At 39.6% G+C, this 25,567-nt stretch carries 26 protein-coding genes and 1 riboswitch; of the genes, 17 read left to right on the top strand and 9 right to left on the bottom strand.

Annotated features, from left to right (window positions below; all coding sequences use genetic code 11):
- Nucleotides 1-68: 68 nt before the first annotated feature.
- From CEQ83_RS18935 to CEQ83_RS18920, 4 genes are all read left to right on the top strand, one after another.
- The gene (locus CEQ83_RS18935; protein WP_014458647.1) at nt 69-1,019 is read left to right on the top strand and encodes an ABC transporter ATP-binding protein; all 951 of its coding nucleotides are present in this window, start codon (nt 69-71) and stop codon (nt 1,017-1,019) included.
- Nucleotides 1,019-2,542: an ABC transporter permease/substrate-binding protein gene (locus CEQ83_RS18930; RefSeq protein ID WP_155017472.1), complete on the top strand. Its 1,524-nt coding sequence runs from the start codon at nt 1,019-1,021 to the stop codon at nt 2,540-2,542. Before CEQ83_RS18935 ends, CEQ83_RS18930 begins: the two co-directional genes overlap by 1 nt.
- Nucleotides 2,543-2,751: 209 nt before the next feature.
- Entirely contained in the window at nt 2,752-3,498 is a 747-nt protein-coding gene (locus tag CEQ83_RS18925) for a YwaF family protein (RefSeq protein ID WP_108674288.1), read from the top strand.
- Nucleotides 3,499-3,638: 140 nt separating this feature from the next.
- Nucleotides 3,639-4,157, top strand: coding sequence for an NAD(P)H-dependent oxidoreductase (locus CEQ83_RS18920; protein WP_028415029.1), 519 nt, complete (start codon nt 3,639-3,641; stop codon nt 4,155-4,157).
- A gap of 27 nt (nt 4,158-4,184) precedes the next feature.
- On the opposite strand, the gene CEQ83_RS18915 is transcribed toward CEQ83_RS18920, so the two are convergent.
- On the bottom strand, nt 4,185-4,550 hold the full coding sequence (locus CEQ83_RS18915; protein ID WP_028415028.1) for a hypothetical protein: 366 nt from the start codon (nt 4,548-4,550) through the stop codon (nt 4,185-4,187).
- Between the two features lie 225 nt (nt 4,551-4,775).
- Complete coding sequence (locus tag CEQ83_RS18910) at nt 4,776-5,507, bottom strand: LCP family protein (RefSeq protein ID WP_371129326.1); 732 nt, start codon at nt 5,505-5,507, stop codon at nt 4,776-4,778.
- Nucleotides 5,508-6,044: 537 nt separating this feature from the next.
- Between CEQ83_RS18910 and CEQ83_RS18905 the strand changes: the two genes are divergently transcribed.
- The 3 genes from CEQ83_RS18905 to CEQ83_RS18895 all read left to right on the top strand — a co-directional run bounded on the left by CEQ83_RS18905 (nt 6,045) and on the right by CEQ83_RS18895 (nt 8,698).
- Nucleotides 6,045-6,719: a hypothetical protein gene (locus CEQ83_RS18905; RefSeq protein ID WP_028415026.1), complete on the top strand. Its 675-nt coding sequence runs from the start codon at nt 6,045-6,047 to the stop codon at nt 6,717-6,719.
- Between the two features lie 75 nt (nt 6,720-6,794).
- A complete protein-coding gene (locus tag CEQ83_RS18900) occupies nt 6,795-7,895 on the top strand; it encodes a M24 family metallopeptidase (protein ID WP_033579912.1) in 1,101 nt (366 codons plus the stop codon).
- 224 nt (nt 7,896-8,119) lie between these two features.
- Nucleotides 8,120-8,698, top strand: coding sequence for a suppressor of fused domain protein (locus CEQ83_RS18895; RefSeq protein ID WP_013084584.1), 579 nt, complete (start codon nt 8,120-8,122; stop codon nt 8,696-8,698).
- 41 nt (nt 8,699-8,739) lie between these two features.
- On the opposite strand, the gene CEQ83_RS18890 is transcribed toward CEQ83_RS18895, so the two are convergent.
- The 3 genes from CEQ83_RS18890 to CEQ83_RS18880 all read right to left on the bottom strand — a co-directional run bounded on the left by CEQ83_RS18890 (nt 8,740) and on the right by CEQ83_RS18880 (nt 10,951).
- On the bottom strand, nt 8,740-9,681 hold the full coding sequence (locus tag CEQ83_RS18890) for a DMT family transporter (RefSeq protein ID WP_108674287.1): 942 nt from the start codon (nt 9,679-9,681) through the stop codon (nt 8,740-8,742).
- Nucleotides 9,678-10,358: a GntR family transcriptional regulator gene (locus CEQ83_RS18885; RefSeq protein ID WP_028415023.1), complete on the bottom strand. Its 681-nt coding sequence runs from the start codon at nt 10,356-10,358 to the stop codon at nt 9,678-9,680. The genes CEQ83_RS18890 and CEQ83_RS18885 overlap by 4 nt, the downstream gene beginning before the upstream one ends.
- Before the next feature lie 74 nt (nt 10,359-10,432).
- Nucleotides 10,433-10,951: an acyl-CoA thioesterase gene (locus tag CEQ83_RS18880; protein ID WP_028415022.1), complete on the bottom strand. Its 519-nt coding sequence runs from the start codon at nt 10,949-10,951 to the stop codon at nt 10,433-10,435.
- Between the two features lie 150 nt (nt 10,952-11,101).
- Between CEQ83_RS18880 and cuyA the strand changes: the two genes are divergently transcribed.
- On the top strand, nt 11,102-12,094 hold the full coding sequence (cuyA, locus tag CEQ83_RS18875) for a D-cysteate sulfo-lyase (protein ID WP_108674286.1): 993 nt from the start codon (nt 11,102-11,104) through the stop codon (nt 12,092-12,094).
- A 35-nt stretch (nt 12,095-12,129) separates the two neighbouring features.
- On the opposite strand, the gene CEQ83_RS18870 is transcribed toward cuyA, so the two are convergent.
- Nucleotides 12,130-13,479, bottom strand: coding sequence for a sensor histidine kinase (locus CEQ83_RS18870; protein WP_028415020.1), 1,350 nt, complete (start codon nt 13,477-13,479; stop codon nt 12,130-12,132).
- A complete protein-coding gene (locus tag CEQ83_RS18865) occupies nt 13,476-14,147 on the bottom strand; it encodes a response regulator transcription factor (RefSeq protein WP_028415019.1) in 672 nt (223 codons plus the stop codon). The genes CEQ83_RS18870 and CEQ83_RS18865 overlap by 4 nt, the downstream gene beginning before the upstream one ends.
- A 222-nt stretch (nt 14,148-14,369) precedes the next feature.
- Between CEQ83_RS18865 and CEQ83_RS18860 the strand changes: the two genes are divergently transcribed.
- Together CEQ83_RS18860 and CEQ83_RS18855 are read left to right on the top strand one after the other, a co-directional pair.
- Nucleotides 14,370-15,644, top strand: coding sequence for a S1C family serine protease (locus CEQ83_RS18860; RefSeq protein WP_028415018.1), 1,275 nt, complete (start codon nt 14,370-14,372; stop codon nt 15,642-15,644).
- Nucleotides 15,641-16,543, top strand: a complete 903-nt coding sequence (locus tag CEQ83_RS18855; RefSeq protein WP_108674285.1) for a peptidyl-prolyl cis-trans isomerase — start codon at nt 15,641-15,643, stop codon at nt 16,541-16,543. Before CEQ83_RS18860 ends, CEQ83_RS18855 begins: the two co-directional genes overlap by 4 nt.
- A gap of 288 nt (nt 16,544-16,831) precedes the next feature.
- On the opposite strand, the gene CEQ83_RS18850 is transcribed toward CEQ83_RS18855, so the two are convergent.
- Nucleotides 16,832-17,287, bottom strand: coding sequence for an Lrp/AsnC family transcriptional regulator (locus tag CEQ83_RS18850; protein WP_028415016.1), 456 nt, complete (start codon nt 17,285-17,287; stop codon nt 16,832-16,834).
- A 120-nt stretch (nt 17,288-17,407) separates the two neighbouring features.
- Between CEQ83_RS18850 and CEQ83_RS18845 the strand changes: the two genes are divergently transcribed.
- The 4 genes from CEQ83_RS18845 (at nt 17,408) to CEQ83_RS18830 (ending at nt 20,641) form a co-directional block, all read left to right on the top strand.
- A complete protein-coding gene (locus CEQ83_RS18845) occupies nt 17,408-17,866 on the top strand; it encodes a carboxymuconolactone decarboxylase family protein (protein ID WP_108674284.1) in 459 nt (152 codons plus the stop codon).
- Between the two features lie 115 nt (nt 17,867-17,981).
- Nucleotides 17,982-18,126, top strand: a riboswitch (cyclic di-AMP (ydaO/yuaA leader).
- Between the two features lie 124 nt (nt 18,127-18,250).
- Nucleotides 18,251-18,910: a potassium channel family protein gene (locus CEQ83_RS18840; RefSeq protein ID WP_098999628.1), complete on the top strand. Its 660-nt coding sequence runs from the start codon at nt 18,251-18,253 to the stop codon at nt 18,908-18,910.
- 3 nt (nt 18,911-18,913) lie between these two features.
- On the top strand, nt 18,914-20,233 hold the full coding sequence (locus CEQ83_RS18835; protein ID WP_028415013.1) for a TrkH family potassium uptake protein: 1,320 nt from the start codon (nt 18,914-18,916) through the stop codon (nt 20,231-20,233).
- Nucleotides 20,234-20,560: 327 nt separating this feature from the next.
- Nucleotides 20,561-20,641, top strand: coding sequence for a YjcZ family sporulation protein (locus tag CEQ83_RS18830; RefSeq protein WP_016765202.1), 81 nt, complete (start codon nt 20,561-20,563; stop codon nt 20,639-20,641).
- 188 nt (nt 20,642-20,829) lie between these two features.
- Here CEQ83_RS18830 and CEQ83_RS18825 read toward each other — a convergent pair whose 3' ends face one another.
- Nucleotides 20,830-20,916, bottom strand: coding sequence for a YjcZ family sporulation protein (locus CEQ83_RS18825; protein WP_016765201.1), 87 nt, complete (start codon nt 20,914-20,916; stop codon nt 20,830-20,832).
- Nucleotides 20,917-21,089: 173 nt separating this feature from the next.
- On the opposite strand from CEQ83_RS18825, the gene CEQ83_RS18820 reads away from it, so the two are divergent.
- The 3 genes from CEQ83_RS18820 (at nt 21,090) to rocF (ending at nt 25,366) form a co-directional block, all read left to right on the top strand.
- Nucleotides 21,090-21,587, top strand: a complete 498-nt coding sequence (locus CEQ83_RS18820; RefSeq protein ID WP_028415012.1) for a tetratricopeptide repeat protein — start codon at nt 21,090-21,092, stop codon at nt 21,585-21,587.
- A gap of 409 nt (nt 21,588-21,996) precedes the next feature.
- Nucleotides 21,997-24,075: a gamma-glutamyltransferase gene (gene ggt / locus CEQ83_RS18815; RefSeq protein WP_028415011.1), complete on the top strand. Its 2,079-nt coding sequence runs from the start codon at nt 21,997-21,999 to the stop codon at nt 24,073-24,075.
- A 391-nt stretch (nt 24,076-24,466) separates the two neighbouring features.
- The gene (gene rocF / locus CEQ83_RS18810) at nt 24,467-25,366 is read left to right on the top strand and encodes an arginase (protein WP_034270538.1); all 900 of its coding nucleotides are present in this window, start codon (nt 24,467-24,469) and stop codon (nt 25,364-25,366) included.
- The last annotated feature ends 201 nt before the right edge of the window (nt 25,367-25,567 follow it).

The following is a 25,567-nucleotide window of genomic DNA, read 5'->3' as shown; positions in this document are numbered from 1 at the left end:
TTATTGCCTCTAAGTATTGGGTACACGAAACTAGGGGTTAAATTTCAACAGGGAGTGTGAACGATAATTTGATTACGTTTAAGAATGTGTCAAAGCAATATCCAGACGGTACGACCGCCGTGAAAAATATTAATCTAGAAATAAAAGAAGGAGAGTTTTTCGTTTTAATTGGTCCGAGTGGATGTGGGAAAACAACCACCTTAAAAATGATTAACCGTCTTCATGATATTACCGAAGGAGAACTATACATAAAAGATAAGCTCGTATCGGACCACAACATACATGAGCTACGCTGGAACATTGGTTATGTGCTACAGCAGATTGCTCTTTTTCCTCATATGACCATTGCTGAGAATATAGCCATTGTACCGGAGATGAAGCATTGGAAGAAAAACAAAATCAAAACGCGTATTGATGAACTGCTTACCTTGGTAGGACTAGACCCAAAGCAATATCGAAACCGAAAGCCGTCTGAGCTCTCAGGTGGCCAGCAGCAACGTGTAGGTGTAGCACGTGCCCTCGCAGCTGATCCCCCCGTTATTTTAATGGACGAACCCTTTAGTGCCCTCGATCCGTTAAGCCGCGAACAGCTTCAACAAGATGTTATTAGCTTAAAGGAAAAAATCAAAAAAACATTTGTGTTTGTTACGCATGATATGAGCGAAGCCATGACGCTTGGAGATCGTATCTGCCTGATGAAAGATGGGGAAATTGTTCAAGTTGGCACCCCGGAGGAATTCATTCAAAAGCCTAAAAATGAGTTTGTAAAAACATTTATTGGAAATCAAGGAAATGCTTTATTTGAGACATTGGATATGTTTGTCAAAGAAAGTGAACAGCCAGACGTAGAACCTACTGAAGAGCTAGCTTCAACCGCCACTGTTCAGCAGGCAATGGACGCCCTTTACGACCATGAAGCAATAGCTGTGAAAAAAGGGAGCAAACGCATTGGCGTTGTAACGCGCAAAACTCTATTAGCGTTTCTTTCTGATAAAACGAAAGAAGGAGGAACGCTGTAATGAATGCACTAAGCGCATTATTAGATCAACGAGGAGATGCCCTGTTTCAAGCTCTTCTTGAACACATTCAAATTTCAGTACTGGCTCTTGTGATCGCCGTATTAATTTCAGTGCCGCTTGGACTGTACTTAACGAGGCATGACCGCATTGCTGAACCGATCATTGGCGTAACAGCCGTACTGCAAACCATTCCTTCACTCGCTTTATTAGGATTACTGATTCCTCTTGTCGGAATTGGAACCTTTCCCGCGGTTATTGCACTGTTTTTATATTCGCTTCTTCCTATTGTACGAAATACATATACCGGAATCAAAGAAGTGGACCCATCTTTAATTGAAGCATCCAAAGCCATGGGGATGAACTCGTGGAGACGATTAATCAAAGTAGAACTTCCTCTAGCGCTTCCTGTCATTATGGCCGGAATTCGCACAGCGATGGTACTCATTATTGGTACAGCGACAATCGTGGCTCTTATCGGAGCAGGCGGACTCGGAAGCTTAATTTTGCTTGGTATTGACCGAAGCGATAATAGTTTGATTTTATTAGGAGCCGTTCCAGCAGCATTATTAGCGCTTATTTTTGATGGAATTCTGCGAACGATTGAACACTCTGCTAAAAAAGGGTCCAAAAAACGCTCGTTCATCATGATCATCGTATTAGTACTTATTCTTGTTTCTCCGTTTGCAGCGATGAGCGCAACAAAACCAGACCTTGTTATCGGAGGGAAAATTGGCGCAGAACAAGATATTTTAATCAATATGTACAAAGAATTAATTGAAGATCAAACCGATATGAAAGTAAACCTTCGTTCGTCGCTTGGGAAAACGGTATTTGTATTTGAGGCTCTGCGTAACAAGGAAATTGATTTGTACCCTGAATATACGGGGACAGCCATTGTGACGCATCTAAAGGAACAGCCGGACAGCAAAGATGAAACACAGGTGTACAAGCAGGCAAAAGAAGGATTTAAAAAGAAATTCGGGCTTGTCTATTTAGATCCAATGAAGTTTAATAATACGTACACATTGACCGTGACAAAAGAATTTGCCAAAGAAAATAATCTAACGACCATTTCAGATTTGGCAAATGCAACAGATAAAGTAAAAGCAGGATTTACGCTTGAGTTTAAAGATCGTGAAGACGGCTACGTAGGCATTCAAAAAGAATATGGCCTTACTTTCCCGAATATTAAAACGATGGAGCCGAAGCTTCGCTATCGCGCTGTTGAAAAAGGCGATATTAACATGCTTGATGCTTACGCAACGGATCCTGAAATCAAACAGTTTGGTTTAAAAGTCTTAAAAGACGACCAGCAGTTCTTCCCTCCGTATCAAGGAGCGCCTGTGCTTCGTGAAGATACACTAAAAGAGCACCCTGAACTGAAAAAGATCTTAAATCAACTGGGTGGCAAAATCAGTGACGACGAAATGCGTGAAATGAACTATCAAGTAAATGCAAAAGGAAAAACGGCTGAAGAAGTCGCTCATCAATTCTTACTGAAAAAAGGATTAATTAAAAAATAAAAATGAAGACAAAAAGATTAGTACAAAATTATTTTAGTTAAAAGAAGATCCGAACGATAAATCGTTCGGATCTTTTTATTAGCATGGTGGACGTAGCTTTCATTATGTTTCAATCTCTTTTTAATGTGAGAGAAGCGTTAATGAAAATGAGGTCTTATGAACAAGCTAAAGGTACCAAATTTGTTTTCTGATGGAGAGGAGGCGCCGTTATGAATTCATTTTTTACATGTCATCCTGTACAGCATTCTTTTCAGCTTTTTTCAGTTGAACATCTTGTAACTTTAGCCATTATCGTAATCATAGGAGCATTTATTTTTTTATGTCGAAAGCAGCTGCGAAAAAAGAGGTTTGTATTCGTTTTGCTTTCATTCATTCTAATGGTTTCAGAAACGGCCTACCAGGCTTGGGAAATCGGATGTCATCAGTGGTCCGTTGAAACTTCCTTGCCTCTTCAGCTCAGTGATATAGTCGTGCTGCTTGCTGCTGTTATGCTGATAACCAAAAGCAGATTTCTTTTTTATTTTGTGTACTTCGCAGGAATCAGCAGCTCTGTTCAAGCGATGATTACCCCAGACCTTGGCGGCTATGCGTATGCCCAGTTTCGCTATGTGCAGTTCTATGTATCGCATGGCGGTGTGGTACTTGCTTGCTGTATGCTAATTGCTGCCTGCAGATATGAGCCGACGTTTCGTTCTTTATGGGTAAGCGTAGTATTTGTTAATCTGTACGGAGGTTTTATCTATGTCATGAATCGTTTACTGGGTGCGAATTATTTATACATGATGAAAAAGCCAGAGCACGCTTCCTTGCTGGATGTTCTTGGACCTCATCCTTGGTATTTAGTATGGATTGAAGGAATCATGATTCTTAGTTTTCTTGTCCTTTATCTTCCGTTTTGGGTACATAAAAAAATTAAAGGTGATAAAAGCAAAGTCAATTTTATTGAAGCAGAATGATAATACTGGTAATTTATAAGTGTAAACGAACTCGGATTTCCTGAAGGAAAAGGAAAGAATGAGTGAACAAGCCGTGAGAGGCAAGCGTAAAAAATAGAAAAGAAAAAAGCAAGCACAGACATCAGAAGGAGAGTATCAAAATGAAAACACTGGTTATTTTAGCGCATCCAAATCTAGCATCTTCTCGTATTAATAAAGCGTGGGCAGAGCGAGTAAAAAAAGAGGAGGATGTGTACGTTCATGATTTATACGCAAACTATCCCGATTTCAAAATTGATGTAGAAAAAGAGCAGGAGTTAGCTGTTCAATTCGATCGTATTGTTTTTCAATTTCCATTTTACTGGTACAGCTCACCAGCACTCTTAAAAGAGTGGCAAGATGTTGTTTTAACATACGGATGGGCTTATGGAAGCAAAGGTACTAAACTTCAGGGAAAAGAGTTTGTCGTAGCTACTTCGACAGGAGGCCCTGCAGAAGCTTATCAAGAAGGGGGATACAACCGTTACCCAATGAATCATCTGCTTCTTCCTTTCCAAGCTATGGCAAATTTAACAGGTATGAAGTTCCAAACTCCATTTTTATTTCAAGGAGCAGGCGGTGACCTGAGTGACAAAGTTATTCAAGATAGCGCAGAAAACTACGCTCAATTACTAAGATAATAAAAAAAGCCGCGTCAAAGCGGCTTTTTAATTTGCGTTTGTTCGTGAGAAAGAAGTAAGCAGCTTTTGAGGAGCAATATCTAATCCTTCAATCAGTAGTCCTGTCATAGCCGTTAGACTCCCGACTTCAAAAGATTCCCCAGCTCTCCAAAATGCTGATTCACCTTGTTTGATATAAATTTTCAGTCCGTTATCGCCAGCTACCCAGCCTTCCCCGTGAACGACTAAAAGAAGCTGTGGAATCGTAGCTTCTTGACGGGGGGTATAATCATTTTCTTGAAAAGATAAAAAGCTGATTTTGACATCTCCAGTATGAGAAAGTAATGGGTTTACTTTATAGGTAGAATGAAGAAAGGAACGCTCTTCTTCAGATTGAAAACCATATAATTTCATCATTTCATCTCCTTGACTAAAAAATATAAAAAAGAAGTCCTTCTCTTTTCATATACGCATACAGGAGAAAAAATAGAACTCCAAAGAAACAGCTGTTTTCTAGAAAACAACTCCATTTTATCTCCATTTTTTGTCGAAGCTGAAAATTTTTTGAAGGATAGGGAGGAAAAACAGAAGTTTTTTTGAATAGTATAAAAAAAGGTGTCCTCTAATGGACACCTTTTCCTAATTTAAAAATGACTGTAACGCTTGTTTGTTTTCTTCAAGGTCGATGCTTAAAACAGCACCAATACCGGATATTCGTTCATTTGAATAGGAACCTTCAACCGGTAAACGAAGAGATTTTAAATCTGGCTGATTTCCAACTAAAAAATCTTTTCCTATCACAATAAATGTTTTTGGCGGAATATTTGTATCCACATATGGATCAATGACACCCCATAGCTTAGGAGCTTTCGCCAGTGTCTTTACTTGAAGAGCTTCATCCATTAATTTACCAATCACTTCTTGTTGACGCTTCACGCGCCCGAAATCACTTTGGCTATCATGGCGGAATCGCACGTATCCTAGTAATTTATCTCCGTGAAGAGTTTGTTTTCCAGGTTTTAGCGTCATGCCAATTCCTGACGACATTTCATGTGGCACGGTAACCGTAATTCCCTCAGGGGCAATCGTATCGGCAACTTTAGAAAAACCTTTAAAATCAACAACGGCATAATAGTTTACATCTACGCCGAAATTTTCTTTAATTGTCTTACGCATTAATTCGGGCCCGCCAAATGCATAGGCTGAATTTAATTTGTTTTTGCCATGTCCAGGAATATCCACATATGAATCACGCATCAAAGAAACAATTTTAGGCTGATTGCTGTCTTTGTCATAATGAGCAATCATGATTGTATCGGCACGCGAATGTTCTTCACCGCGAGAGTCAATTCCGAGAAGCAGCACATTCATGCTATCTAAATTGGCACTTGCACCATTAAAATCAAACTGTCCATCTTTCCCAAAAGCTCCGTCTGCTTCTGCTAATCCTTGTTGGTATTGATAATACACATATGCACCAGCGGCGATTACAAGAATGAGAAAGAAAAGAAGTAGCTTTCTAAAGCGTTTCTTTTTTCTTTGCTTTTTTCTTTTATGTTGTTTACGTTCTGTACGTTCTTCCAAATGTCTCACCATCGCATTCAAAAATATTAATACTTTTTTGTTTAAAACCAATTATGCAAAAAATTATAAAACGACATAATAAAATTAACACTAAGGAATTAGATTAGCAAGTACGTTCACTAGTAAATCTGCGAAGACAGCTAAAATAAGAGAAGTGTACAAATAGAAGAAAGAGGAAATAAAGGTTATTTTTTTCGAGGATATTTGTTATAATCTATCATAGTTAGGGAAAAAGTTCTGTCTTTTAAGAAGGGTATAAGAGAAAAGTCTCTGTTTGTTGAGAATTAAATATAGGTCTAAGTGTAGAAAAAAGGAGTGAAGCGAATGAGTATATATGTGTCATCTTCGAACCTTGTGCTGATTCCAGAAGCGGCGTTAAGTCATTGGAAACCTTATGGCGCGGGGGAATTGACCGGAGCTATTATTTCAGGTAAGGATAGTGCTGAAATAATTAGAGAGCTTAATCAATCGTCTATTCTGCCTTTTACAAGTTTTTTCTATCGAAAGCATTTTGTTATTCTATTTGATAAAGAACAAGTGAAAAATCATTTTGAACAGCTGCTTTTATTATATAAATCTCAGGGCTATATTTTTTATTCTTCTACTTTATACGATGATCATTGGTCCCAGGTCCTTGAAGGAACCAAGCAGCTGCTAACGGTAAATGGACAAGTGGTACCGGTGCTTGAGCTTGAACAAAACGGTGAATTTGACGTTGTGCGTGATGAAGGTGGTCTTCACATTGTGATAGATGATGACGAAGACGAAGAGAAGCAGCTAGAAAAAAAAGTTCATGAGCTCCCGCTTGAAGAAGGTAGCTATTTTATTGGCGATCCGGGATTTGTTGAAAACCGAGACATGCTGGTAAAAGAATATTTTCCTAAAGGTACGTACGAATTTATTTATAGATACGGAGAAAATGGCTGGCTGATGAAAGTAAGTATTCAGCGAAAAGCGATTAAAGAGCAGCTTACTACTCTTCACGCGGCTTTGTCTTAACCTCTATTCATTGTACAATGTTGCTAAATAACTATGTTATAATAGTAATATTGCACAATGAAAGGGGTTTTTTTAATGGAAGCACGTTTGCAAAAAGTCGTATCATGGCTGAAGGAAAAGAATGTAGAAACGGCCTTTATTTCGTCAACTGAAAACGTATTTTATTTAACTGGATTTCACACGGATCCGCATGAGCGTCTGCTTGGTTTATTTTTATTTAATGAAGCGGAGCCGATGCTTGTTTGTCCATCAATGGAAGTGGGTCAAGCAAAAGAAGCCGGCTGGAAATTTGATGTGATCGGATATGAAGACCATCAAAATCCTTGGGAACTTATTAAAGAAGCTTTACATAAACGAAACGTAATGGATGTGAAAAAAGTTGCTGTAGAGAAAGAGCAGCTGCTGTATGCGAGAGCTGAAGAACTGCTTAATTTATATCCAAATGCTGAGCTAGTCGGAGCAGAAGAGAAATTAAATCAGCTGCGTTTAATTAAAGATGAGCGTGAAGTTGAGATTCTGCAAAAGGCAGCTGCATTAGCTGATTTTGGCGTAGAAGTAGGCGTAGCTGCCTTAAAAGAAGGCGTTACGGAAATGGATGTTCTGGCTAAAATTGAATACGAGCTAAAGCGAAAAGGAATTCGTGAGATGTCGTTTTCAACGATGGTGTTATTTGGTGAAAAAACGGGAGAAGCGCACGGGAACCCAGGTCTTCGCACGTTAAAGCCAGGAGATATGGTTCTCTTCGATTTAGGTGTAGTGCTAGATGGATACTGTTCAGATATTACGCGTACAGTCGCGTACAAGTCGATTAATGATAAGCAAAAAGAAATCTATGAAACGGTACAGCGCGCCGAGCAGGCAGCTCTTGAAGCTTCCAAGCCTGGCACTCGCATTGGCGACTTGGATATGGTAGCACGCAATATTATTACAGAAGCAGGGTATGGAGAGTATTTCTTGCATCGTCTTGGTCATGGCCTTGGTATCAGCGTGCATGAGTTTCCTTCAATGAGCCGCAACAATGATGATGTGCTTCAAGAAGGCATGGTGTATACGATTGAACCGGGTATCTATATTCCAGGACTCGGAGGCGTGCGTATTGAAGATGATGTAATCATCACAAAAGATGGATACGAAACGTTAACGAAGTACCCAAAAGAATTACAAATTATTTCATAATAATGTCATAAAAAATAGAGGCTGCCATGGTGCAGGCTCTATTTTTTTATGGGAAAAGAAAAAATTGGTTAAGGTTTCTTGTTTGCTTCTTGAGACAATTTCATAGTATGTTACGAAACGATAACATTTCTATCACATTTTCTAAAAACTATATCGTAAGCGAGTGCGGTAGTATATGCTGTACGGTAGGGGACTTTTTAAGGTCGCAAGCAAGGAGGTTTTTTATGAGTAATTTTACAAAAGATGAAGAATTAATTATACATAAAGCAATAGATGTATTTGGTCAAAAGGACCGAATTGAAGATTATTCAGATGAACGAAAAAAGCATGGTATTCACGTTGTGGCATGTGAAAATCATCCGCGTCAAGACGTAACCGCGTATGCAACGCTCGGTGGACATCAATGTCCGACAGGTTATACAGTTGGAGGGATCCCGCTTCGAATTGAAATTGTTGGGGCTTGTCATGAGGAGTTCGGTATTTATTCTGCTATTTTAGCAAACTGTATTTTCCATATGATGAAATCTCATGTCTCCATTTTCCCAGGAGCTATTTATAAAGACGTTATTGCAGTCCTTGATGACAGCTTTCATATGCAGCACATTTTGCTGATTCCGCCGTTTTTATGGGATAATTTTTCAACGATTGAACTATCTGATAAAAAAGTAACGTTCCTGCAGGCCGTTCCGATTTCAGAAAATGAACGTGCTTTTGCACTTGAGTACGGAGTAGATTCGTTGCTAAGCCGCTTTGATGCTGAGCAGGTTAATGTCTTCAATTTAGAAAGAAGATCTGTTGTATAAACAAAAAGAGCGCCGACTGAGACGCTCTTTTTTGTTATTGATTAGTAGGTCAATTCTTTTTGAGGTATAGCTTTTTTATGACTCGTTTGGTAGCTGTGAAGCACCATGCCTGCTACGATAACTCCCATTCCAACCCAAGAAAGAATCGATGGCAAAGGACTTGATAGAAGGAAGACCTCTCCTAGCAGGGCAAATAAAACTTCCATCGATTGTGTAGCTTCAACTGCACCTAACTTGTGAGAATCTTTTTTCACAAGGTCAGTTGCCGCAAAAAATAAAATCGTTGCACACACTCCTGAAAGTAAAGCAACTAAACTGCTTTGATACATCTGAGTTGGTTTTGGTAGTCCATCGGTCAAGTAGGCATAGACAGAAAGAATAATCCAAAACGGCAGGCTTGAAAGCGTCATTCCAAGCACGCGCTGAAACGTATTAAGCGACGACAGCTCCATCATCTTACGGTTGCCAAGCGGATACGCAAAAGACGCAATTAAAATGGGAATCGTACAAAGCAAGGCAGTAGCCGCCGACAGTTCAGTCGCATGCTCAAGCTGCATGAGCACAACTCCTATTAAAATAATAAGCGAAAAACCTAGCTGCTTGAAAGGAATGGCTCCTCGCTTTTTTCCTTCCTTGTAAAACAAAGGAGCTAGGAGAGACCCCGATAAAATCGTGATTTGCCAAGTTCCTGCAATAAGCCAGCCGGGACCGTAGGCGGAAGCAAAACAAAGAGGAGCGTAAAATAAGCCAAATCCGACCGTGCTCCATAGCAGCCATTTTTGCGGCTGGGCTTTTATTTCTGCCACCACAGGTTTGATGCCACCCCAAAAATAAACAAGCATAAGCAAAAGAGGTACCATAAAAAAATAGCGTAGAGATGCGCTCCACGCCCAGCTGCCTCCAGATAAATCCATCGCTCGATTTAAAACGAATGTAAAAGCAAAAAAGAATGATGCAGCAACGCCTAATAAAAGAGGCTTCACTTTGCTTCCTCCTCACTTGTCAGCGCTTCACCTAGTGTCAGCCAGTTTGTTTCGACAAGCTGTGATGTCAGTGCGGAATCTTTTTGACGGCAAGCATTTATGATTTCTTTGTGCTGATCAACGGAAGCAAGGCTAGCAAGAGAAGAAAAGCGAGCGATTTCCAGACGTTGAATTTTGGCGCTTGTTTGTTTTACAACACGTTCTAGCTCTAAATTATTCGCCCGGTTTAAAAAAACGGAATGAAATGCTTCATCCGCTTCGATCGCTTTCAGTACATTTCTTGTTTTGATTGCATGTTCTAGAGATTGATTATGTTTGATTAGTTCGCCCATATCTTCTTCTTGTAACGAAGTACAAGCCAGCTTAGCAGCAAGTGCATGAAGAGCTGCGACGACAATAAAGGATTGTTTTGCCTCCTCAAGGTTTAATGGAGCCACTTTTGTAGAAGAACCAGGTGTCGTTTGTACAAGGCCTTCATCTTCGAGCCTTTTTAATGCTTCTCGAACAGGAGTGCGGCTAACTCCAAATTGCTCAGCCAGTTCTTTATCCTGAAGCTTTTGTTCCGGCTGAAATTCAAGCATAACGATATTGTGTTTAAGTGTTTGATAGACTTCCTCCCGTAGGGAAAGTCGTTTGAGAGGTTGAATGTTATTTTTCATAAAACCAATATATCGCATATCACATTAAATAACAATGTGAAAATTAAAAAACTTCGTCTAAAAAGCAGACAGCTGCTTTTTAGATGAAGAGCTTAATTACTGCTGCGCAAAGATTTAGATAAGATGCGCGCAATTGCTTTGCTGTGCTCAACCTGCGTTTTTTTGGACTCTTTTCGTTCAAGAGCTACTTTTTGAAGGCTTTTTTCTTCTTCAGTTTGAGCAATAACTTGAGGAACGGGAGCAGGCTTCCCATTTTCTAATGCGACGAAGGTAAGAAAAGAAGTAGCAGCAATACGTTTAATGCCCGTTAACAAATTTTCGGCAATGACTTTAACAAAAATAATCATGGAACTTTTTCCTGTGACAACAACGAATGCCTCATATGAAATAAAATCTTCTTCTGTGACGGGCTCGATAAAGTCAACATGATCAATGGAAGCTGTAACACACGACTTTCTGGAATGTTTAGCTGCTGAAAGAGAAGCCGTCATGTCCATGTCAGCGACAATTTTGCCGCCAAAAAGGGTGTGGTGATTGTTTAGGTCATTTGGAAAAATGTGCTGTGATTTGACTACTCGTGAGACGCTGCAAAGTACTGCTTTTTCACTCATTGAAAACACTCCTTCAAACTGTTTATATGGTTTAATGTATGTTGACTACTTGTTCTTATGTATACAAGTTATAGAAAGCCCTTTCGTAAAAAGCTCTTCAAAAGCTTCTATATGGTAAAATAGAACAAATATGAAAGAGAGGATGAGAGCATGAACTTAACGCAATTTTTTAGAAGAAAATATACGGATTCCCCTACACCTTTAGAAAAGCTATCGGTTTTATCTCAGCAGTTAAACGGACCTTCAATTTATATGAAGCGCGATGATATGCTTGGACTGACAGGGGGCGGAAATAAGACGCGTAAGCTTGAATATCTAGTAGCTGATGCAAAAGCACAAGGGGCAGACGTGCTTGTAACGTGCGGTGCGATACAATCCAATCACTGTCGTTTGACGCTTGCTGCTGCCGTAAAAGAGCAAATGAAATGCGTGCTCGTATTAGAAGAAGGGGAAAATAAAGCAAGTGATCAGCCGACGGGAAACTATTTTCTTTATCATTTATTAGGGGCTCATGACATGCGGTTTGTCGCTGAAGGTTCGGATTTGACAGCGGAAATGGAAAAAGTAGCGCGCGAGCTAAGTGAAAAAGGTCATAAGCCGTACCTAATCCCCGTAGGAGGTTCAAATGTTATCGGTGCAACAGGCTACGCTGCCTGCGCACAGGAGCTGCTTATGCAAAGCTATGAGCAACAAATAAAGCTTAGCCACGTAGTTTGCACAAGCGGAAGCGGAGGCATGCACGCAGGGCTAGTGGCAGGCTTTCAAGGCCTTCAAAGCGGGGTGTCTGTTATTGGAATGAATGTGAGTCGTGCTAAAGAAGAGCAAGAAATGAAAGTTGCCAAGCTGACGAGTGAACTTTATGATCATTTACATAGCAAAACGCCTTTTAAAAAAGAAGATATTGTTTGTATGGATGAATATGTCGGTCCAGGCTATGCTGTTCCAACAGAAGAGATGGTGGAAGCAGTCAAACTTGTGGCCGGTACGGAAGGAATTTTATTGGATCCTGTGTATACGGGAAAAGCGATGGCCGGCCTGATTGATTTAATTCGAAAAGGTTATTTTAAAAAAGATGAGAATGTGGTGTTCATTCACTCTGGGGGTTCACCAGCTCTTTATGCATATACATCGGTTTTTTCATAAAAAAGCAAGGGAGTCGACTCCCTTGCCTTTTTAGTTTATATAGGAATAGTAAGTGAAAACGTCACTCCGGCGTCTGTGTTTTCAGCCGTAATGGCTGCATCGTGCATCGTAACAATACGCTTTACGATACTTAGGCCAATACCGAATTCACCGTTTGCTCCTTTTTTAAACGGTTCAAACAAGTGTTGAAGCACGCTTTGATCAATCGGCGGACCATCGTTGCTGATGGTACATTGAACGTTCGTTTGGTGTTTAGTAAGTGAAAGTGAAACCTTCGTATCAGCATAGCGCAGCTGATTGTCGAGTACATTTTCAAGGACTTTTGTCCACAGCTCTTTGTCTCCTTTAATCGTTGCATTTACGTCGTCAAATTCCCACTGTATTTCAGGGCGCCTCCACCGCAAGCGATCCACTACTTCATGAAGAAGTGCAGTAAAATCAAAGTCGTCTTGTGCAAGCTGGTGAGTGGACATATAGTCAAGCTTGGTTAAGTAAAGCAAATCGCGGATTTTTTTCTCAAGATTTTTGGATTCATCTTCAATGACTTTTACCGTTTGGGATAAATCACCTTTTGGATAAATGCCGTCTTGAATCGACTGAGCGTAGCTTTGAATAACCATTACCGGTGTTTTTAAATCATGTGAAATATTTTGAAGCAGCGTTTGCTGTGCTTCATCTTTAGATACGAGCCTTTTGCGCATTTGCTCGATGGACGCGCCTAGCTTGCCGATTTCATCGGAACGGTTGACTGTAACAGGTTCATGCCAATTTTGTTCGGCGATTTTTTTTACATCTTTTTCAAGCGATACAAGCGGCTTGCTTAAGTATCTTGATAGCCAAATAGATGGAAGCCAGCTGAATAGAAATACAATTGAAATGACAAGAAGCAGCTGTTTAAAAAGAGTAGAAGTGAGCGCGTTGCGATACGTATCCCACGAAAATGAAAGTAAAAAAGCAGGCTGTCCGTTTACGCTTACTTTTCGAATCACATAAAAAAGCGTCCGGTTGCCGAGATCTTTTTCATAGCGAGCGACGATTTTCCGCTGACTGATTGCATCTTCCTGTGCTTTTCTCAAAAAGTCTTGAGGCAACACCCGTGATGAAAAATAAGAGATATCCGCATGTTCAGGCAATAAAATATGATCCACGGTTCGATTGCCAAGCGTTGGTTCACTGTCTTCATTGCTAAAGTAGTATTCACCTGAGCGGCTTGGCAGGCCGTATTCTTTTAAAATATGCTGTTCATTTTCAATAGTGGTATAAATTTCATTCGTGAAGAACTGCCTGAGCGTCGTTGGGAATAAAATAGCGAGCAAAATTGAAATGAGCAGTAAAATACCCGAGATGACGAGCCAAATTTGAAATGCAAGCGACTTGTTTTTCATGCTTTCATCATCCGGTATCCGTATCCGTAAATCGTTTCAATTCGTGCTTGCGGCATTTTTTTACGCACGCGCCTCACTAAATCATCCACCACTCGGTCTGTGCCGAAATAATCTTCTCCCCAAATGAGATTCAACAGCTGCTCCCTTGAAAAAGCCTGTCCAAGGTCTTTTGAGATAGTGACAAGAAAATCAAATTCTTTAGACGTCAAATCAATCGGCTTTCCATTTTCACTGACTGTACGCGTATGTAAATCGATTTCATAAGGAGTCAGCGTAATGGTATCGGTTTTCTTTTGATTGGAACCATATACGAGGTTTAGCAGTTTGTTTGCTCGAATAACTAGTTCACGAGGCAAAAAAGGCTTTGATAAATAGTCGTCGCTGCCCATTTCAAGTCCAAGAACCCGGTCAATATCGGCATCGCGTGCTGAAATGAAAATAACAGGCACATGTGGCGTTTGCTGCTTGATTTCGCGAATGAGCTGATACCCGTCAATATCAGGCAGCATAATATCTAAAATCCACAGGTGCGGAGGAGTTGCAATCATTTCTTTTGCGTCCGTGCCGTTAAAAAATGAGCGAACGTCCCAGCCTTCTTTTTGAAGGTAAAGGGTTAAAACTTCGTTTAAATTTTGTTCATCCTCTACTAAATATAGTGTAAAGCTCAAATTTGACACCTTCCTCTGAATATATGAAAATTAAGGTAAATAAAGCATATTACGCCATCTATGCGCGTTTCTTTAAAGGTTTATGTACCCGCTATTATACTACGTGTTTGCTGTTATAAAGAAATTTTTCACAATTTCACATATTGTTTTGATACTTATCCCAAACTTTTATTTTATAGTATAGATAACATAAAATTTGCTACGTTAAAAGGAGTGATTTTCATGGATCCACGTGATTATGAAAGAGAGGAAGAACGAAAAGAAGAATATGAAAACCGCCAGCGGCGCTATGATCAGTATCAGCCTGCGTCATCATCACAGCCTCCAAAAAGACGCTTATTTCCAGTGATCGCATCTTCCATCGCGGGAGCAGTGCTAGGGGGAGGAATTGTGCTATACGGCGCTCCGCAGCTAGGGTTAATGGATTCAGCGGATACGCATACAGTGAATCAAACAACGCAGACTCAAACCGCAACAACAACGAGCACAACGCCTCGAACAGTAAGCACCACCGTGAATCAGTCAGATCTTGTTTCAGTTGTAAATAAAGTATCAGCCGCTGTTGTAGGCGTGAACAACATCCAGCAGCAAACAAATCCATTTTCTGGAGATACCCAAACGCAAGAAGCAGGAACGGGTTCCGGTGTTATTTTCAAAAAAGAAAATGGAAAAGCATACGTTGTAACAAATAACCACGTTATCGATGGCGCAAGCGAAGTAGAAGTGTCACTTTCAAACGGGCAAAAAGAAAAAGCTAAAATTGTGGGAGCTGATGCGCTAACGGATTTAGCGGTGCTTGAAATGTCCGACAAAAATGTTGAACAAGTGGCGAAGTTCGGAAAATCATCAGATTTAGTGGCGGGTGAAACGGTTCTTGCAATCGGAAACCCTCTTGGTGAACAATTTTCTCGTACGGTCACACAAGGTATCGTGAGCGCAGCAAAACGCTCTGTCCCTATTTCAGAGAATTGGAACGTAGATGCAATTCAAACGGATGCGGCGATTAATCCAGGAAACAGCGGCGGTGCCTTGATCAATTCTTCCGGTGAAGTAGTTGGTATCAACAGTATGAAAATTTCAGAAGACAATGTAGAAGGAATCGGCTTTGCTCTTCCAAGTGATGAAGTGCAGCCAACGATTGAACAGCTGATGAAAAACGGAAAAATAACGCGTCCATATATGGGGGTAGGTCTTCAAGATGTAGGTCAGCTTTCAGCTGCAACAAAACAAGATCAGCTAGGCCTAACAAGCGATACGTCTGAAGGAGTTGTCGTAACGACGGTTGAACCGTTCTCTTCTGCTTCTGATGCTGGTTTACAATCAAAAGACGTGATTGTTGCCATCGATGGAAATGAAGTCAAAACATCCAGTGATTTACGTCAATATCTATACACAAAACGCAAAGTAGGAGACACGGTAAAATTAGACGTGTACCGAAATGGAAAAAAACAAACTATTTCTCTGAAGCTTTCAGAGCAGCAGGATAACAATGGATGAGTTCAGCACCGTTAAAGCTGCTGCTAGCAGTATTAACAGCGTTCGGATTTTTAACAGGCTGCGGAGGGAAGCATTCAAACACGATGTTTCCTTCTGTAGAAATTAGTCAGCTATCTTCTGCCAAAGAAGTGGCAGCGTATGAAGGAGGAAAGGTGACAGGAGCTGAATTCAATCGTTTTTTAGCAGTTGAAGGGTTCTTAAATCCCGATGCGCCGCTAAATGATACAAGCTACCGCAAAGAGTTGTTGCGGCAGCTTGTCATGCAAAAAATCTTAATTTCGCATCTAAAGACAAGTGACAGGGTACAGAAAAAAGTCGAGGATATGTGGAAACAAATCAAACGTTCATATGACGAAGATACAAGAAAACAAGGCTATGAAGTCTTGCACATTCGTTCTAGCGATGTAACTAAACAGCTAATAAATCAGTTTAAATTAGAAGAATATTTCCGTAAACAAATTACGTCTGATGAACTAGACGCTTACTATACACGTATTGAGAACGATGTAACGCGCGTATCTTTTTCGCAGCTAACTTTTACAACTTTACATGATGCCGAGACCGTTGCGGCTGAGCTGCAAAAAGGAACATCGCTTCAAGACGTTCAAAAAAAATATGCTGATGTCCAGACCATCAGCAAAATAGAGAATGATGATAATCTAAAGCTTTCGAATCTATCTCCCTCTTTTATAGATGTTTTAAAAAAACAGCACATCGGAGAGTGTAGTAAGCCCATTAAAATGGGTAAAGTCTATTATATTCTTATTTTAAAACAAAAAGATAAAAAAACGGAATCAGAAGTCAAAGAAGAAATGATGAAAGAACTTGTTTTGAATCATATCAACCGGTATATCCAGGATCAACTGCCAAGGTTTCACGTGACTTTCAGCCTTAGGTAGTTCCCTTTTATATAGATTGATTGTTTTCAAAAAACAAGCAGGTAAAAGAGCTTTCTATTAATAGAGAGCTCTTTTACATTTTTAAGTAGACAGAAATGTCGGTACCTGATAGAATGAAGTTGTAAAACTTTCATTATTCGGAAAATTTATACCCTCCAGCTTTGGAGGGTTATTTTTTATGCTTTTGGACGAATAAAAGAGGCTAGGACAGAAGTAGTTTAGTGGAAAGAAGATCCGAACGATGAATCGTTCGGATCTTTTCGTTAGTACGGTGAACGTATGTTTCAATCACTTTTCATCTTTTAAATGACTCAATAATGCAGAAGACATCTCCACGTGAGAAAGGGCGATGTGTGAAATCGTTTTGGCATAAGGTGTAATTTCGTTAATAAATTGCTCGAGTACGTGCAGGTGAGGAAGCTGAAGCTTTGTAATGAAGCAAGCCTGTCCGGCGATGCGTTCACAGAATAAAGCATAGGGATACTGAGAAATAAATCGTTTAAAACGCTCGTGCTCTCCGTTTTTCATGGTTACTTCAATAAAACACGAGACGGGCAACTGCAGCTTTTCATAATCAATATCGATTGTATATCCTTTTATAATACCAAAGCTCTCTAGCTGTCTTACTCGCTCTGCCACTGAAGGAGGAGACAGGTTAATTTGTTTTCCTAGCTCTCTTAAGGAAAGACGGCTGTTTTGCTGCAGTGCCTGCAAAATCGATAAATCAATTTCATCAATTTTCAATTGAAAACCTTCTTTCATATTAATGTTTCATTTGATTAGTAACAGCAGATAATATGTTTTATTTGTTATCTGAAATCTCCATTTTTCTTACTATAATAATTAAAAAGGAGTGAGTAAAAAATGGCAAGAGTTTTGTTAACAAACGAAGAGGGAACAAATTTTGAAAAAGCACTGAATTTAATTCCAGATGTAAAAAGGTTGTATGATGAGCTATACGACAAGCTTTGGAACAGTGATATAATAAAAAGAGAGACTAAGGAAAAAATCAGGCTTTATCTAGCAGGTGTTAACGGCTGTGAGACGTGTATGAGCATGTCATATGTAGGCGATAAGACGCTTAATCAAAAAGTGTTAAGAGAAAAAGAGCTGGAAGAAAAAGATCGACTGCTGTTTCGATTTATAGATGTATACCGAGTGCGTCCAAGGGATTTGACGGATGCTGATATGGATCAATTAAAGAAATTTTACAGTGATACGCAGCTATTAGAGCTTTTGGCTGTTATTAATTTGTTTGATCAATTTCACAAACTGATTGTCAGTTTAGATTTATATGATTTTTGCAGTTTGCAGCGCAAGTGATGTCTTCCCTAAAAATATCTTGACAGACAAAATCCACAGGAGTAAGATAGCTTTCGTGAAGTGAAACGTATCATGAATCGAATCGATTATTCTAAAAAATAGATCATAGACATTTGAATAAAAATCGCTTAATCCATTACGGAGCGGAGGACCCATTATTTACGCACATATTGTGCTCCGGGGTGAATCCTTAAAAAGGTAGGGTTACTCTTAAAACCCGAACCCGACAGCTAACTTCGCAAGCGTTTTGAGGGGGAAGAGTGTGAAAAAACACAGGAGCCTTCCTGTGTTTTTTTGCGCTTTTTTTAAGAAAAACATGTAATTTTTTAGAAAAAGTATAAGCTAAGAGAACACACAGCAGTTGAAGAAAGGAATAAATACATTATGAAAAAACAGTTTGCTGTATTGGGATTAGGTCGTTTTGGAGGCAGTTTGGTTGAAGAGTTTGCTAATTTGGATGTGGATGTGCTCGCTATTGACCGCAATCAGGAGGTAGTAAAGAAATATAGCAACTCAGCTACATATGTCGTGCAAGCGAACGCAATTGATGAAGCTAGCTTAAAAGGGCTAGGCATTCGTAACGTTGATCATGCTCTTATTTCGTTTGGAGACGATATCGAAGCAAGCGTGCTTGCAACGATGCTTTTAAAAGATATGGGCGTTAAGCAAGTATGGGTAAAAGCGGTGAATATGTATCATCAAAAAGTGCTGGAGAAAATAGGAGCGGACAAAGTCATTCATCCTGAGCGCGATATTGCGAAGCGGATTGCTCATCACGTGGTGTCAGAAAAAATTATTGACTATATTGAACTGTCTAAAGACTATAGTATTGTTGAAATTGTCGCTTCTAAGAAACTTCATAATAAAACGCTGTTTGATTTAAATATTCGTGCAAAGTACGGCTGTAATATTATCGGTTTTCAGCGAAAAGACGGGGAAATGGTGATTTCGCCTACGGCGCATGAAACAATTGAACAAGGAGATATGCTGATTGTTATCGGACATAATCGCGATTTAAACCGTTTTGAAGAAGAAGGAGTTTAACTTATGAAAAAAAAAATTGTTAGGCTTACGCCGCCGCAGCTGCTTGTCTCCATTTTTGGCGGAGGAATTATTATTGGTGCTCTTTTATTAATGATGCCTTTTTCTACTACTGAGCCAATCCGGTGGGTAGACGCCCTTTTTACATCTACTTCCGCTATGACAGTGACCGGCTTAGCCGTCGTAGATACAGGTACGCGTTTTACCGTCATCGGTCAAACGATTATTATGCTGTTAATTCAAATAGGCGGTCTTGGCATTATGTCATTTGCCGTGCTGATTTTTATGATGCTAGGTAAAAAAATTGGATTTAAAGAGCGTATGCTCGTTCAGCAGGCATTAAATCAAACGAGCGTCGGCGGAGTTGTCCTGCTAGTTAAAAGGCTGTTTATCTTTTCATTTTTAATTGAGTTTGTTGCACTTATCTTTTTAGCGATACGCTGGGTTCCGGAATTCGGATGGTCTAAGGGGCTATTCTTTAGCTTGTTTCATTCAATTTCAGCTTTTAATAACGCAGGGTTCGGACTATTATCTGACAGCTTAGTTCAGTATGTAGGAGATCCCGTTATTAACATAACGATTTCCTTTTTGTTTATTATTGGTGGGTTAGGATTTACCGTTCTTGCTGATATGTGGGTAAAAAAATCGTATAAAAAACTAACGCTGCATTCAAAAATTATGATTATCAGCACGTTTGCCATTAACGTGATTGCCATGCTTTTTATTTTTTTCTTAGAGTACGGCAATTCACATACACTTGGAAGTTTGTCATTAGGAGACAAAGTGTGGGCGTCTTATTTTCAAGCGGTAACAACACGCACAGCAGGTTTTAATAGTATCGATATAGGAAGTCTACATGATTCCACCATATTTTTAATGGTTATGTTAATGTTCATAGGTGCAGGGAGTGCGTCAACAGGAGGAGGTATTAAACTAACAACGTTTGTGGTGATTGTCTTTTCTGTATGGGCATTTTTACGAAGCAGGGAAGATATTGTGCTGTTAAAGAGACGGCTTCTTCCTCTTCATGTGTTTAAGGCACTAGCCATTACGATGATTTCGATTATGTTTGTGTTTGGGGCCATTTTTCTATTAAATATCTCAGAAAACCTGCCGTTTATAAAAATTATGTTTGAAGTGGTTTCTGCGTTTGGAACAGTGGGGTTATCGATGGGAGCAACTCCTGAGCTTTCATACTTTGGACGCGTGATTATTATCTTTATCATGTTTTTAGGAAAAGTGGGGCCATTAACCCTTGCGTTTTCATTATCTAAGCAAAAGCGTGAAGCCGTTCGCTATCCAAACGAAGATATAATGCTAGGATAGAAAAATCGCCTTCGATGAGGCGATTTTTTTATATTATTTATACGTTCAAGACATATAAGAGGTTACGCACAAAACAGTTGCGATGAATAAAAAGAAGGCAAAAACAAGAACAATGGGCAATTTGGAATGTCGGCGCATTAAAGCCCCTCCTTTTTTATAGTAAAAAAATCTCTTACTATATATAACGAAAGAAACAAAAATATGATTCACTTTTTTTGGCGAAATTTGAAGGTTTTTCTCATTGGAAAAATCCGCACCCCTGTCCTAAACATTTTGCCAAGCTGTTGCATACACTAAAAGCAGATAACAGGAAGTGAGGGATGGTACGTGGGAAAACAAAATTTTGCGTTAATCGTTGTGTTATTTGTTTTACTTGTTATTGTAGGTGCGTCTGGCTTTCGCTTTTAAACGTTAACTTTATTTGCGCATAGTCCCCTTCAAAAAAGGCATACTAGGCGGAAGTAAAAACCAAAAATTTCTTCAATATTGCCGAACAATGAGTTCCTCTACTCATTCATCTAATCGGTATGTAGCCATGCGAAAGCATGGTTTTTTTGAAATAGGAGAGGATGAATGATGTTCATCCTCTCTAGAAATTAGTAGTAGCAAGAACACCCTACGATTACTAATAGGATAAATAAAACAACGATAAATGAAAAACCAAAACCGCCTTTTGCGCCCATATGTGTAACCTCCTTTAATAAAAGTCTCTATATCCTATGTACTAATTGGGTTAAGTGATTGAGAAATTTGCCTATTTTTTAATGGTAACGTTTTTTGTGAAGAATGAAGAACACTTACTTTTTTCATTTGCGCAGAAATCCTTTATGATAAAGAGGAAAAGGAGGGCAAACAGGTGGGAATACATGCACAATACGTCATGAATCAGCTAGAAGAGGGAAAGTGGAAAGAGATCAAGCGCGAAATTCAACAAGAAATGAAGAAAAAACCTCAAGCATCTGATTTGTACTGTTACTTAGCCGTTTGTTTAGCAAAGCAAATTGAAGAATCAATTATCTTTGAAAAAATGGTATTGAACTTAGAAATGGACCGGGCTCTTCATCAGGCATTAACATTAAATCCATCTTCAAGCTTGGCGCACTTCGTTCGAGGAATAAAATATCGGGAAACTCCGCTTATGTTTGGAGGGAATTACGAAAAATCGCTGTTTTATTTGCAGAAGGCGCAAGATCTTGGTTTTGAAGGGATTATGCTGCCGCTCGAACTCGCCAAAACCTATATTCAATTAAAAGAAATGGAAAAAGCGAAAGAACAAATCGCCTATGCTCGGGAAATCAATCCTACGCACGCGGACATTAAAAAAGTCGAAAACATGCTCCAAACAGGACGATGAATCTAAAGTCCTGTTTTATTTTTGATTTTCAGAAAACGTATGCTGATTTTCATAAAGGATTGCTTTTTATATAACAATAAGAATATTTATAAAAAATTTAAGAAGTGCATGTAAGTCGAACGACTTCTTAACTGCTAGATTTTCTACATTATTAGAGCGTTCAGTCTACATAGTTCCAAAAATAGTAAGAAACTATCAGCCTATGGATAAATTGTTAGAAAATATAGATAATTGTAAATGAATAGAGAGAAAAGTTAAACATGCGATTAACTAAAAAAGCAAAGGTATGATTTACTTTGCTTTTTATTTATACGCATATGTAAAAAATATCATAATAAACCAATTTATTCTTCGTGAAATCCATCGTCTCAGGCGATGTGAAATAATGTATTTGAAGGAGGAGACCCAGATGAAGGTTATGAAGATGTTGGCTATTACGTTATTTAGTTTATGTTTAGTTGTCACACCAGCTGCTGCTGAAGTTCCGGGTGTCGACCATTCAATGAAACGGGGTGCTACACAAGGAATTGTAGCGGCATCTCACCCGCTGGCTGCTGAAGCGGGGAGGAAAGTGTTAGCTGAAGGCGGAAACGCTGTAGATGCGGCAGCGGCCATTCAACTATCTCTAAACGTTGTGGAACCGATGATGTCTGGTATCGGCGGCGGCGGTTTTATGATGATTTATGAAAAAAAGAAAGATAAAATTACGATGCTAGACAGCCGTGAAATGGCACCGGCTGATGTCACGCCTAAGCTGTTTTTAGATTCAAAAGGAAAAGTCATTCCTTTCAGTAAGCGTCACATAACAGGAAAAGCAGTTGGAGTTCCTGGTACGTTAAAAGGAGTAGAAACAGCCCTTGAAGATTATGGAACCATGGACTTATCAGATGTTATTAAACCTGCTATTACTCAAGCGGAACAAGGAATTAAAGTGAATTGGTCGATGGCTCAGTATATCGATGAAAATGCGGACAAGCTTGAAAGATACCAAACGGCCGGTAATGTATTTGTACCGAATGGCAAGCCGTTAAAAGAAGGAGATAAGCTTGTTCAGCCTGATCTTGCGAAAACATTAAAGCTTATTCAAAAAGAAGGGTCAGACGCTCTTTATAAAGGAGAAATTGGAAAAGCGCTTGTTAAAGAAGTTCAAAAACGCGATGGAAGCATGACCATGGATGATTTAAAAAATTATGTTGTAAAAGAACGCGAGCCGGTCAAAACAACTTATCGAGGCTACGATGTGGTTAGTGCGGCTCCTCCTAGCTCCGGCGGATTAACCGTGCAGCAAATTTTAAAGCTAATGGAAGGTTATGATGTAGAAAAAATGGGTTCCAATACGCCACAGTATTTGCAGCATTTAACGGAAGCGATGCACTTAGCTTTTGCGGACCGCGCGGCGTATATGGCAGATGAAGACTTTTACGAAGTGCCGAAAAAAGGCCTGTTAGATGAAGATTATATTAAAGAACGTCGTAAATTAATTAATCCAAATAAAGCAACGCCTAATGTTAAAGAAGGAGACCCTTGGAAATATGAAGGAAAAGAAAATCCAAATAAAGCAACGGTAACGGAAGAAAATCCAATCGGCCAAACGACTCATTTCTCTGTTGTAGACAAATGGGGAAACATGGTTTCTTACACGACTACCATTGAACAAGTTTTTGGTTCAGGAATTATGGTTCCTGACTACGGATTTATGCTCAACAATGAAATGACGGATTTTGATGCCACTCCGGGAGGCGTGAACCAGGTTGAGCCTAAAAAACGCCCTCGAAGCAGCATGTCTCCAACGATGCTGTTAAAAGACGGAAATCCGTTCATGGCAATTGGTTCACCGGGAGGCCCAACCATTATTGCGTCTGTAGCAGAAACGATTATGAATGTTATTGACCATAAGATGCCGATTCAAAAAGCGATTTTAACGCCTCGTATTTATTCAAGCGGCTATCCAACCGTAAGATGGGAACCTGGTTTTAGCCAAGATACACTCCTTGAAATGATGGCTAAAGGACATGCGTTTGAAGAAAAGCCAGAGCATATTGGAAATGTCCAAGCGGTTATCTATGACTATGAAACGGGGAAAATGTACGGAGGTGCTGATAATACGCGCCAAGGCACGGTATTAGGAGTAGACGCAATTAAATATGTATCCAAACAGCCAAAACCAATTAAAGAAGAGAAAAAAGGAGAGTTTACGGTCGAAGTCAACCGTGCCGTGTATCCATTTACTGATAAGCAAGTAAAACTGATTGATGGAAAGCCTTACGTTCAGTCCGACCGCCTGCTGCTAGGATTAGGCGTCATTGATTCGAGTGATTTAAAGCTGTATAAGCCAAATCACCACTCCTATTTATCGGTTATCAAAGTAGCCAAATCACTTGGCTACAAAGTGAAATGGGATGAAGAAAAGAAAGTAGTCTCATTAGAAAAAGATCCTGGTGAAAACGATACCGGCGATGATGAAGACGGAGACGTTATTACAAATTAAATGGAATAAAAGTAGCTTAGTTGAAGGAAGATCCGAACGCGTTTGATTCTTGATAGAGAATCTAAAGCGTTCGGATTTTTTATTGCGATGGTAAACGTAGGTTTCATTTATATATTGGCTCACTCCTTTTTAAGAAAGCAAATAAAATTGGCGATTTTAAACCAAACGACAAAAAAATTTGCGTAGTTTGCCAAAAAGTTGTAGAAATCGACAGTTTTTTTGGCATGTGTAAGAAAAACTGTGATAAAAAGACTGATAGAATGCTACAAACAAAGTTGGCATCATTTTTGCATAAGAAATAGATGAGGGGCTGTATCAATGAAAAAATACATAGTTAAATAAACGCCTATGTTTACTTCACACAGACTAACATGCAACGGAGGTATAGAAAATGAAAAAAGAAATTTCAATTATCGGTGTACCAATGGATTACGGGCAAACAAGAAGGGGCGTAGACATGGGGCCGAGCGCAATCCGCTATGCGGGCATGAATACACGCTTAGAAGCTCTTGGCTATACCGTACATGATGAAGGCGATATTAAAGTAGAGATTAAAGAACGGGCAGACGTGGATAAAAATACGAATTTGAAAAACTTAGCGGCTGTAGCCAGCGGAAATGAACAGCTTGCTGCAAGAGTTGAAGAAGTGAAAGAGCAAGACCGCTTTCCGTTAATATTAGGCGGAGATCACAGTATTGCAATTGGAACGCTTGCAGGAGTGGCGAAAGGTTCAGAAAATTTAGGCGTTATTTGGTATGATGCTCATGGTGATTTAAATACCGCTGAAACATCTCCATCGGGCAACATTCACGGCATGCCGTTAGCGGTGAGCCTGGGTATAGGACATCCTGTACTTTTAAATATTGGAGGGTATACACCAAAAATTAAACCTGAAAATCTAGTTATTATCGGTGCACGCTCACTAGATGATGGTGAAAAAGAGTTAATTAAAGAAAAAGGAATTAAAGTGTATACGATGCATGAAATTGATCGTTTAGGTATGACGCAAGTGATGAAAGAAACGATTGATTATTTAAGCGGTACAGACGGTGTGCACCTGTCGCTGGACTTAGACGGCTTAGATCCAGATGATGCACCAGGCGTAGGTACACCTGTAAAAGGCGGCATCAGCTACCGAGAAAGTCATTTAGCAATGGAAATGCTAGCGGAAGCAGACATGGTGACATCTGCTGAATTTGTAGAAGTGAACCCCATTTTAGATCAGCATAACAAAACTGCAGAAGTAGCGGTTGCGTTAATGAGTTCATTGTTTGGCGATAAGCTTTTATAGGAAAAAGCTACTTACAGGTATCGTGTGGAGAAAATCTGTTGTGATCCAAGAAACGGTCATGCAGGACTAAGCGGCTGCCATCTTCGTTACGGGGGTGGCGCCATTTGAAAATCATCCGGCACCAATTGACTTCAGTCAGGAAGAGCTGCCTAATAAGCGGCTATAAAAACAAAATAAACCTAAAAAAATGAAAGCGATTTC

Origin of the sequence: Priestia megaterium (assembly GCF_009497655.1) — a bacterium.
Lineage (GTDB): Bacteria > Bacillota > Bacilli > Bacillales > Bacillaceae_H > Priestia > Priestia zanthoxyli.
The sequence above is the reverse complement of the archived record's forward strand: the minus strand, read 5'-3'. Positions and strand labels throughout refer to the sequence as shown.